The organism is Pedobacter sp. 01T416_2, assembly GCF_056398925.1.
The window spans coordinates 1-12,407 of record NZ_JBFTQI010000069.1 but is presented as its reverse complement, the minus strand read 5'-3'; the positions used below and the strand labels follow the sequence as shown (position 1 = coordinate 12,407).

Genomic DNA, 12,407 nt, shown 5'->3' with positions numbered 1-12,407 from the left:
AAATCACTGTTTGTCATGTATGTAAACTATTTTCTCCGAACTTTGCTAAATTTTTAGTTCTAAAATAATCCGATGAAGGTTCGTTTTTAAACACCACCTTCCCGAGCTACAGAAATTATTCATCCTTCTCTTTGGGCATTCTGCTGATAAACTAAAAGAACTTGCCCGATCGTTTGGCAGAAAGAATAAAAGCACAAACGAACAACATCTTTAGATGTCTTTATGCAGGATGCAGCAGGATGGTTGGGCGCGCCGCGTTTTATATATTAACCGGAAATAAACCAGCAGCTATATAACGCTTGCGATAACGTATAACCAAATATATTCCGGAATTTATGAAAAGCATCCATTCTTTTATGCTTGCAGCCCTTATGCTCGTTAGTATTATCGTTTTTGCCCAACCGAAAACACCAGATTGGGTAAGCAAGGTGGGTGCGAGGAAATTCAGTTTTAAGCAAAATAACTATCTTGTAAACAAATATGGCGCGATAAACGATGGTAAAACTTTGGCTACAAATGCCATTCAGAAAGCCATTGATGATTGTGCAGCGAAAGGTGGCGGTATCGTTTCTTTTGAAGCGGGCAAATACCTCACGGGATCCATTTTTATTAAAAATGGAGTCAATTTAAAGATCGATGAAGGTGTTGAAATTTTGGGTAGCCAGAACATTAAAGATTATCCTGAAATTGATACTCGTGTGGCCGGCATCGAAATGAAATGGCCTGCGGCGCTAATCAACATTCTAAAACAAGATAAAGCTTCAATTTCGGGCAAGGGATTGATTAATGCCCAGGGCAAACCATTTTGGGAATACTACTGGAATTTAAGAAAAGAATATGACCCGAAAGGCTTAAGGTGGATTGTAGATTATGATGCCAAACGCCCAAGAACGATACTGGTCGAATCGGCCAAGGATGTGGTCATCAAAGATATTCATGTGCAACAGGCTGGATTTTGGACCGTACAGATTTTGTACTCTTCTTATGTAACGGTAGATCATATTACCATTCGGAACAATGTAGATGGCAGTGGCCCGAGTACCGATGGGATTGACGTCGATTCTTCGTTATGGACACTGATTGAAAATTGCGATATCGATTGTAACGACGATAATTTCTGCCTTAAAGCTGGTCGCGATTGGGATGGCCTAAGGGTAAACCGACCAACCGAATACGTGGTGATCCGCAATTGTGTGGCGCGTAAAGGAGCAGGCTTACTTACTTTGGGCAGCGAAACTTCGGGCAGTATCCGGCATGTGTGGGCCTCCGATCTGGTAGGCTATGGAACGGGTAACGCGATTAATATTAAATCGGCCAAAACAAGGGGAGGTACAGTAGAAGACGTGTATTTCGGTAACATTACTATGCATGGTGTGGGCAATGTGATTCAGGTAAATCCAAACTGGAATCCTTCTTATAGTTATTCTACTTTACCAGCTGGATACCATCCAGATTCTATCCCCGCGCATTGGACCAAACTTTTAACCCATGTAGAACCGGCAAGCAAGGGTATACCTAAAATACAAAACATCAATGTGTTTAATGTTACCGCTACCAGTGCTAAAAAGGCAATCAATGCCATTGGTTTTTCAGAAACCATATTGAAAAACTTTAACCTCTCCAAGCTGAAAATAGAAGCAGCTACTGCCGGAACGATCGATTTTGGACAAAACTGGACTTTTGATCGGGTGAATATTACAACGGCAGACCAAAGCGCATTGAAAGTAAGTAATTCAGTAAGTGTAAATCCTTAGCTGTTTCGAAAATGAAAAGATTTTACAGTTTATGTTTCTGCTTCAGTTTATCAGTGAGCACACTTTTTGCACAGGAACTTTATCCACCAACCTTAAAATCAGGAACCTGGCACAATGAAGATGCAAGTTTACGTTACCGTCCAGAGGGAAGAGATTTTGTTATCCATAACGGTACAAGAAGGTTTACCAGAGCATTATACGGAACCAATACTGCATTTCGGGTCGAGGCTGGCGATCTGCCTGAATTTGCTTTGTATATGCCAGCTATGGGGGGAAACCTGCAGTTTGGCCTACTTGATGGCAATAACAGCAAATGGCTGATTAAGGCAGCAGATATTACCGCCAGGTATCGTCCAGGATCGATGATTTACACGATAAAAGATCCATTGCTGGGAAATGGTACCTTGCATTTAACCCTCCTTGCATTGAGCAATAGCGATGGTATAGTGTTAAAAGCCCGTTTCGAAAATGTGAAAAAGGGTGTAGAGCTGCTTTGGGTTTTCGGTGGAGCAAGTGATAAAAAGTTTAGCCGGAGTGGCGATATGGGGGTGGATCCCGAATCTTCTTTTTACCTCGAGAAACAAAACTGCAAGGATAATTTATTTACGGTTACAAAAAACAGTTTCGAGCTTCAATATGCTAAAATCAAAAAAATAAGCGGAATTTTTCCTGCCGAAATCAGGATTGCGGATGCAGCCGATCTATCCTCCCCATTAAACTTAGATCAATCTAAAACACAGCAAAATCCAGTAATTACCGGAAAAATAAGCATAGAAAATGGTAAAGATTTCTATGTATTGATCCAAAATCCTGAAAAAGACAATGCTCCTAAAAACTGGGATAGTGCTACCCAATTTATAGAATCAGAAAAGAAACGTAAAATTTTAGCCGATCGGGTACAGGTTGATACGCCAGATCCCTTTTTCAACACMATCGGTGGTACTTTGGCGATGGCTTCGGATGGGATTTGGGAAGCGCCATCTTATATGCACGGTGCCATAGGCTGGCGGATGCGTTTGCCCGGTTGGCGTGGACCTTATACTGCCGATCCACTAGGTTGGCACGATCGGGCAAGAATACATTTTGATGCCTACGCCAAATCGCAGGTGCTCAATCCCGAGAATGGACCTGTTTTGGCCGATACTGCTTTTAACCTTTCACGATCAAAAGAGGCCATGGGGACTGCAATGTTCAGCAATGGTTACATCAGTCGTGAGCCAGATGGGAAATCGATCAGACCGCATCATTACGATATGAACCTGGTGTACATCGATCAACTGCTCTGGCATTTCAACTGGACTGGCGATTTAGCTTATGTGAAAGAAATGTGGCCGGTAATTAAAAGGCACCTGGCTTGGGAGAAAAGGGTATTTGATTCTGATGATAATGGTCTTTATGATGCCTATGCAGCCATTTGGGCAAGCGATGCATTGCAATATAGTGGCGGAAGCGGAACACATAGCTCAGCTTATAACTACCGCGCGAATTTAATTGCCGCTAAACTTGCCCATTTAATTAATGAAGATCCAGGTCTTTATCAAAAAGAGGCCGACAAAATATTAAAAGCCATGAATACCCAACTCTGGATGCCAGAAAAAGGCTGGTATGCAGAATATAAAGATGCATTAGGTCTACAGCAATTGCATCCGGCTGCAGGTTTATGGACGGTTTATCATAGTATAGATTCAGAGGTTCCGGATGCTTTTCAGGCCTGGCAGAGTTTAAGATATGTTGATACCAATATCCCACATATCCCGGTAAGGGCAAAAGGACTCGAAGATAAAGGTTATTATACCCTATCAACCACAAACTGGATGCCTTACGAGTGGTCGTTAAACAATGTGGTTTTAGCCGAAGTTACCCATACGGCACTGGCCAACTGGCAGGCTGGTAGGACCGAAGAGGCCTTTAAGCTTTGGAAAAGTGAATTGCTTGCAAGCATGTATATTGGAGGAAGTCCGGGTAATTTCGCCCAGGTTTCCCGCTATGATGCCATTTTAGGGGAGTCGTACCGCGATTTTGGTGATCCGGTAGGCATTAATTCCCGAACACTCGTTGAAGGGCTTTTTGGTGTGGTGCCTGATGCGCTGAATAAAACCTTGCTCATCAGACCAGGTTTACCACAAGAATGGGGTCACGCGGCCATAAACATTCCTGATCTTTCATTTTCTTTTAAACGGAAAGGATTAGTGGATACCTATGAGCTATTGCCGAGATTTGCCATTAGGCTCGGACTTAAAATGCGCATTAAAGCCAGAAGCAATCAATTAAAATCGGTTAAGATTAATGGAAAAGCAGTAAAATGGAAAAATGTAGCCGACGCAATTGGCTTACCCGAAATCGAGATTGAAAGCGCAGTCGCAAAAGATTATTTGGTTGAATTGATTTGGGGAGGTGAAACCTTAAATCCACCCAAAATTAACGTGGCCTATACCGCGGGTTCGAAAATGGAAGTCGATTTTGGTAAAGCTAAAATTGTTAAAGTATTCGATCCACAGCAGGTGCTTAACAATATAAATACAAGTGAAAGTAAACTTAGCGCAAATCTTCAGGGCGAACCAGGTGACCGTACCTTCTTTGCCCAGATTAAGAATGGTCCGTTCACGTATTGGTTTCCTGTTTGTTTCAAATTGGAGGCGGCGGTGAAAAAGCCAGATCAAATTTTAGATTTAACTGCTAAAGAATGGACAGGTAAAAGGCTCGAAACACAAGATTTATCGACTTATTTTAACGATCAGGTTGGTGAGATTTTTAACCATAAATACCTGTCTCCACGGCCACAAACCACAACTTTACAATTGGCCTGGCAAGGTATTGGCGATTGGACGCACCCTAAACTAAAACCCGAAATTAATGATATGGGTTTGCGTAAACTAGCAGGCAATAAAGGCGGATTTTCATTGGCTTCTGGAGTGGTTTTTAAAACACCATCAGATAGCACTTTAAAAAATATCATTTACACCTCTCTGTGGGACAATTTTCCCCGAAAAGCAGAAATTCCACTTTCTGGTAAAGCAAGCGGTGTATTTTTCCTTTTGGCCGGGACAACTAACCCCATGCAAAGCAGAATGGATAACGGCGAAATTACGGTTCAGTATACCGATGGATCTACCCAAAAACTGTCCTTACGTAATCCCGAAAATTGGTGGCCAATTGAGCAGGATCTTTTTACGGATGGTTTTGCTTTCGATACCGGCGCAGAACGGCCTGTACGTGTACACCTCAAAACGGGTAAAATTGTAACCGCAAAAGATGGCGATAGCTGGAACGGAAAAGATATAAAAGGAGGTGCAGCAACAGCTCTGGGCCTAAAGCTTGATCCTAACAAAACACTGGCTAAGCTTACCTTATCTGCGCTTTGTAATGATGTAATTATTGGTTTAATGGCTGTAACCCTGGTTCGTTAGTTTTTTTTAATAATGTGCTATAAAAGCTGGATATCGAAAAAAATAATATTGCCGATCATAACGATTTGCTTGTCTTTTTTTTCTGCTTTTTCACAATTGAAAAGCAATATCGCGCATTATTCTACCGAAGATGGGCTTTCGCATGATGGTGTGCTCTGCATTACCCAAGACCGCGACGGTTTTATGTGGTTTGGTACTTTTGATGGTCTAAACCGTTTCGACGGGACAAATTTTGTGGTTTACAAAAGTAGGCCCGGCGATAATTCTAACCTGCGAACTAACAAAATAAGAGAAATTGTAGAAGATAAATCGGGTTACCTGTGGGTAAAAACCTACGATTTTAAGATTTATCGTTTCGATAAGCGTACCGAACAATTTTTACCCGTTTCTGATGGCCCTTTTAAAGCATTTTTTAAAGATCAGGTAATTATCGACCATATGGTGCCTGATACTAAAAATGGCGTTTGGTTGCTAACTGAAAATCAAGGGCTTTTATATGCTGCAAATAACTTTAAAGGACAACCCGACATCATACAGTTTGCTAAAGAGCAAAAGCCTGGCAGACAAATTAAAGGAAACGCTGTGAAATTCAGGTGCCGCGATGAAAAGCAAAGGATCTGGGTAGGCACCGAAGGCGGATTGAACTGTCTACAAGGGAATAAAAATGGTAACTATCAAGTGCTCAGGTTTTCTGCGCCTATAGAAAAAATGCTTTCTTCTTATGCTGTTAACTGWGTTGCTCAAAGCAAAGAATCACTTTATTTTGGCACTGGTGATGGGAATTTGTTAATCTACGACTTAAGGACGCAATCTTTTCAGGTTAAACAGATTAGTAAGGGAACTGCGTTTAATTCCATTTGTTATTCAAAAGCAGGTCTGATTTRTATTTCTACCATGGGGAAGGGAATGCTCACAGTTGATCCAATCAGTTTTAAAGTAAGCCAATCTGGAAGCAAAGAAAATTATTTATCCCTTAACGAAGACCATTCAGGATTAATCTGGATTGAACCACAGGAAAATGGAATTATAAAGTACGATCCTAAAACACAACAATATAAATATTTCAGTCAAAAAAGAGATTTCAATTTCTCGAGTCGCGATTATAGCGTAGTTGCCGATGCAAACGGGATATTATGGGTAAGCATGAAAGGTGGCGGTTTCGGCTATTATAATCCACAGCGCGACGAGATTGATTATTTTTATGATCAGCCTGGCTCTTCAGACCAAAAGTTTTCCAATATCATTACGAGTTTATATGTAGACCGAATGGGTACCCTTTGGATGAGCGCACGTGATGGTGGGATTAATAAAGTGGTTTCGCTTATTGATAAATTTAATTACCACCGTTTGGTTAACGACCCCAATAACCGTTCAGAAAATGAAGTAAGGGCTATGATGCACGATCAGAAAGGGCGCTTATGGGTTTGCAGTAAAGATGGCAGGATTCGGGTTTATGAGAATGACAAAGAAGTTGATGTTTTTGGAAGAGGAAATAAACCGATTGGTACCGTTTACAGCATTATTGAAAATAGCAAGGGCAATGTTTGGTTGGGGACAAAAGGCGATGGCCTGTTTAAAGCCACACCAACCGATCAAAAACGGAATCTTTATACGCTTAAGAATTTTAGAAATAACCCAACAGATGTAAACAGTTTGAGCAGCGATCTGGTATATTCAGTTATTGAAGATTCAAGAGGGCGCATTTTGGTAGGCACGCTGGGTGGTGGTATTAATTTGTTGAGCAATATTGATGGCAAAGAAGGTTTTAAGAATTTTTACAATGCTTTTCATCATTATCCATTTGGTTGGGCCAAGGTTATCCGATATTTATTAGAAGACAACAGTGGCAGGATCTGGATTGGAACAAGCAATGGTTTGTTGCGCTTTGATCCGAACAGGCCTGTTGCCAATGGTTACCGGTTTTTAGCTTACCGTAAAATCCGCGGAGACCATGCCAGTTTGGGGAATAATAGCGTACAGTATATTTACAAAGATAAAGCTGGGGGAATCTGGATTGCTACTTTTGGTGGCGGATTAAACAAAGTAATTGCCGATCCGAAAAATCCTGATCTATTACGCTTTGAGGTTTTTACTATACAAAATGGACTGGCGAATGATGTGCTGCTAAGCATGAGTGGCGATAAAGAAGGTAACATCTGGATTGCTACCGAACGCGGTTTATCCAGGTTTAACCCAAAACATAAAACATTCAAAAACTACGATTCTTTCGACGGATTGCCAAAAGTTGGTTTTTCTGAAGCTACCTGTTTTACGGCAAACAATGGGCAGCTTTATTTTGGTCTTACTGATGGTTATATCAGATTCAATCCTTCAAAAATTGCCGATCAGCGTACTTCAGCGAAAATGGCGCTGACCAAAATTCAACTGTATTATAAGGATATTGATCCCGGAGATAAAGATTCTCCTTTAAAATTTACCATAAACGAAACCAAGTCGCTAGTGCTCAACTACGATCAGAATGTAATCAGTATTGATTACACGGTGCTCGATTATCGTGCTTCCAACAAAATAACCTATGCCTATAAACTCGAAGGTTTCGATAAAACCTGGCACCAGGTAAACGACCTGCGGAGGGCAACCTATACCAACATTCCGCCAGGCACCTATACCTTTAAAGTGAGGGCTACAAATGATGATCTTTTTTTAACCCTGCCCGAAAAAACGTTAGAAATCATTGTCCATCCACCTTTTTATTTAAGCTGGCCTGCCTATCTGGTTTATTTTTTGCTGGCTATTGTTGTTGCTGTTTTAGCAAGACGGATTATTGTAACCATGATCAGGTTACGCAACAAGGTTTTGGTAGAACAGAAATTAACGGAGGTTAAACTCTCTTTTTTTACCAATATCTCGCACGAACTCAGAACGCCACTTACCCTGATTGTAAATCCATTAGAAGAAATATCACGTAACGAAAAGTTATCAGACAGGGGAAGGGAATTTATAAATGTGATCCACCGAAATGCGAACCGGATGATCAGGTTTACCAATCAGCTACTTGATTTTAGAAAACTGCAGAACGGAAAGATGCAGCTTAATGTTGCTGAAATTGATTTGGTGGCTTTATCAAAGGAGGTTGCCAGTCATTTTTCTGCCATGGCCGACGAAAAGCAGATTAAATTCGATGTTTTTGCCGATCAGCAACCGGTTTTGGCCTGGATAGATGGAGAAAAGATTGAAATTATCCTTTATAATTTGCTCTCCAACGCATTTAAATTTACACCACCTCATCGAAAAATCTGGATCGAGATTAAAACAGAAGAAGAAACCGGCGACATACTGATTCACATTATTGATGAGGGCAAAGGTATTTCAACAGATAAACTGGAGGAAATATTTGAAATCTATCACGAAGAAAGTATTACCGCAGATACCAATTTAAAGGGAACAGGAATTGGTTTGGCACTAGCCCGTGGATTGGCTTTAAGTCACCATGGCAAGCTGTGGGCCGAACAGCACAGCAGTGGCGGCATGATTTTTACCCTGCAGTTAAAATCTGGATATGGCCATTTCGATGCTTCGGAAGTGAACTTTACGGTAAAGAGCAGCCTGGAAGAACCGTTAAGTTTAAGCGTGCCTGCTGGAAACCAGGTGTCACCAATCAATTCGAATACCAATGGCCAGCACCCGCAATTGTTAATTGTAGAGGATAATCCAGACCTTCGAAACTTTCTGGAGCTTAGGTTTAAAGATCATTATCGTGTTAGCACAGCTGGCGACGGCGCTGAAGGTTTTGAAATGGCATTAGCCATACTGCCCGACTTGATTATCAGCGACGTAATGATGCCTAAAATGGATGGCATCCAAATGCTCGATCAGTTAAAAAATGATGCTGCTACCAGCCACATTCCCGTAATTTTACTCACCGCTAAATCTTCTATTGAAAGCCGGATTGAAGGTTTAAAATATGGCGCAGATATTTATTTAACCAAACCTTTTAATACCGATTTCCTTTCTGCGGCGATTGATAATTTGATCCTGTCGAGGAAAAAACTCTTCGAGCAACTCTCCAATAGACAAGAGCAGCGTATTGTATCCCTTCAGCCCGATGAAATTGTAATTACCTCAAAAGACGAAAGCTTTTTGAAAGAGATTATCAAAATTGTGGAAGAGGGGATGATCCAATCTGATTTTAACATTGATGAGGTTGCGGCGGCAATTGGTATGGGAAGAACAACTTTCTATAAAAAGCTAAAGAGTTTGACCTCATTGAGTCCTGTAGAATTTGTACGCGATATGCGCCTTAAACGAAGTAAACAACTGTTAGATTCGGGCAAGTGCACCGTTTCAGAAGCGGGTTATCTATCCGGTTTTAATAGTTTGCCTTATTTCAGTACCTGTTTTAAGGAAAAATATAGTGTTTCGCCATCGGCTTATCTAAAAGCAATGGTACATATCTAAATTGAAATTAGTTGTGGTTTTCCCGCAGATTTAAGGTGATATACGCAGATTAGATTGTCTTCCCCCTGTGTTGGTCTACGAAATCAGCGGCAACTAAAAAAGAAGCAAGGTTTATATTTTCTCCCGCAGATTTAAGGTGATTTCCTAAGAATTATGATTGATTTTACTCTGCATTAATCTGCGAAATCAGCGGGAACCAACGGCAGCAAGGTTTATATTTCCCCCCACAGATTTAAGGTCATTTCCTAAGAATCATGATTGACTTTCCTCTGTGTTAACCTGCGAAATCAGCGGGAACCAAAAAGTAACAAGCTTTATATTTTTCCCCCCACAGATTAAGAAGAACCCCGCAGATTTAATAATTATTGTTTTACTCCGCGGTAATCTGTGAAATCAGCGGCAAAAACCTCCAAAGCCACACTTTCACCAAATAACGAAAGCAATTCGTCAATTTCTGAAAACTCATTTTAGCGGTTTGAGATAGATTTGTATTGAATAACCAAATATATAACTGAACAAGTAAGCCGATAGCTTAAAGATTTACATTGAATTTTATTAGAAGGATAGCCATCTATAATGTCCTGGGTTTAGCGCAGAAATGAAAAGCAATTTTATTTCTCAACCGCTTTGCTGTATTCAATTTTTCTCTTCCGCCACTGCTTGCTTAAACCTGTACTAACCAAATAATCTATGACCAGACTTTTTACAAGTTCGTGTTGTTTTCTGTTTTTTCTTGCCGTTTTATCAGGATGCCAGAAAAAAGAATTTGATGCATTTTATGAGCGCCCAGCAGGTTTGGGAGATCCTATTTACCAACAGCTTGAAGCAAGGGGCAATTTTAAACACTTAACCGCGGTAATTGACAAAGCGGGTTATAAAGATATTTTAAGCAAAACAGGCTGGTGGACTTTCTTTGCACCGAATGATGCGGCTTTCGAACGTTTTTTTAAAGATCAGAATATTAAAGGTACTGTCGAGATCAGCGATTCGATGGCTACCTCAATTGTAAAGTATGCCTTGGTATACAATGCTTACCGCAAAGATCAGTTGAGTAACTACCAAATGGCAGGCGGGGCCGAAACGGGTCTTGGTTTTGCCTTTAAAAGAAAAACTGCTTATTACGATTGGGTACAACAAAAAGGTGATGGAGTGCGGGCAAAAGTTATCGCCACCAACCGCAATGTACAATCGGTTAGAGGCGTAAATACTTCTGCTTATGTAGATGGTGATAACAACAATAAATACATCCCTTATTTTACTACTGCATTTATGACCACAGGAGGTATGAGTGCTGGCGATTATAACGTATTTTATCCAGGTTCTACCTATAATGGGTTTAACGTGGCAGCAGCAGCAGTGGTAAATATGGATATCAGTGCTGAGAACGGCATGATCCATGAGGTAGACCGTGTTACCCTGCCTTTAAAAAGCATCGACCAATATATCAGTAGCAATGCCAATTACAGCGAGTTTAAAGCACTGCTTGATTCGCTAAAATTTTATGTCTCTAATGCATATCAAACCCACCGCAACTTTGTAGCTACAGGCAGTTCCGATTCGGTATATGTAAAAGGCTATAACGGTTTACTGGCTTATTCTATCAATAATGAGAATTACCAGCAGCCTGGGGTAAACAGTTATCTGGCTAATGAATCTCAAAAATCAAGCTGGACCATCATGGCGCCAACCAACGAGGCTTTTAGGGCTTACCGGAAAAAAATATTGGCCAAGTATGGCAATTCCTTCTTTAAAAGTACTCCACCAAGCATAGTTATCGATTTTATCAATTCGCACATGTGGCCAACAGCTTTATGGCCAAGTAAATTTGCCCAAGGTCAAAATTACCTGCTCGAAACCACCACGCTGAGCTTAGATAATGCCGTGGATAAACAGATTTTGAGTAATGCCGTTTTTTATGGGGTAAACCAGGCACACAGCTCAAATGTATTCAGAACAGTTTATGGTGTACCTTATCTTGATCCGACTACCAATCTTACTTTATTAGCCTATGCTGACGGAGGGTCAGGCGTTAAAATATATACCACACAACCTGGCGTAAGGCAAACCTTATTGGTAATGCCCGATGCGGTGGTAACAGCAGCAGGTTACCGCTACAATGAAGGCAGTATCGGTACCACAACAACTGCATGGGGCTATCGTACTTCCCCAACAGCCAGTTATTCGCACAACCAGATTTACCGTGATAATGCCTTTCGTTTATTTAAAACAGGTGTTTTGCTTACGGCAACTGGCGAATTAACCAGTTTAGGTGGTTCAGGTATTGTTGAAAGTCAGAGTGGCGATTATGTACGCTACCGAAATGGAAAAATCCAGACCAGTGGAACAGTTGATACCGGTATCGATATCAACATTACAAAAACTGATGCGACTTCGATAAACGGCATTGTATATTATGTTGATGCGCCATTGGCTTTTACCGATAAAAATGTAGGGCAGCACCTGCAAAATCTGGCCACCAGCGATCCTACACGCTTTTCGTCTTTTTATTGGTTTGTTTCTACCTCTTCACTCTACAATGCAACAACAAAAGCCATCTCAGGTATGAATACAGGTATTGATAATAAATATACCATGCTGGTACCGGATAATGCTGCTATTACGCAAGCCATTAAAGATGGTTTATTACCTGGAACAAAAGCTACCGGCGCTTTACCTACAGCAGCACCAACCGCTGAAGCCCAAAAAGATCAGGTAAGAAAATTTATCCTTTACCACATCATTAATGGCGAATCAGTTGCAGTTGACGGTAAAAAAGCCGACAACTATTTAACCTTATTACAAACAGAGTCTGGAGACAATACTTTGC

General features: G+C 40.9%; 4 protein-coding genes. All 4 read left to right on the top strand.

Going from position 1 to position 12,407, the window contains the following annotated elements; genetic code table 11:
* Positions 1 to 335: 335 nt before the first annotated feature.
* A complete protein-coding gene (locus AC1DPQ_RS04895; protein ID WP_477608204.1) occupies positions 336 to 1,754 on the top strand; it encodes a glycoside hydrolase family 28 protein in 1,419 nt (472 codons plus the stop codon).
* 11 nt (positions 1,755 to 1,765) lie between these two features.
* On the top strand, positions 1,766 to 5,161 hold the full coding sequence (locus AC1DPQ_RS04890; RefSeq protein WP_477583273.1) for a DUF4450 domain-containing protein: 3,396 nt from the start codon (positions 1,766 to 1,768) through the stop codon (positions 5,159 to 5,161).
* A 96-nt stretch (positions 5,162 to 5,257) separates the two neighbouring features.
* Entirely contained in the window at positions 5,258 to 9,580 is a 4,323-nt protein-coding gene (locus tag AC1DPQ_RS04885; protein ID WP_477608202.1) for a hybrid sensor histidine kinase/response regulator transcription factor, read from the top strand.
* A gap of 690 nt (positions 9,581 to 10,270) precedes the next feature.
* Positions 10,271 to 12,407, top strand: a 2,137-nt coding sequence (locus tag AC1DPQ_RS04880; RefSeq protein ID WP_477608200.1) for a fasciclin domain-containing protein, incomplete at its 3' end; no start/stop codon positions are given.

What these genes read in the sequence shown, in the direction of transcription:
- AC1DPQ_RS04895 (WP_477608204.1), top strand. Translation starts at nt 336, where the DNA reads ATGAAAAGCATCCATTCTTTTATGCTTGCAGCCCTTATGCTCGTTAGT.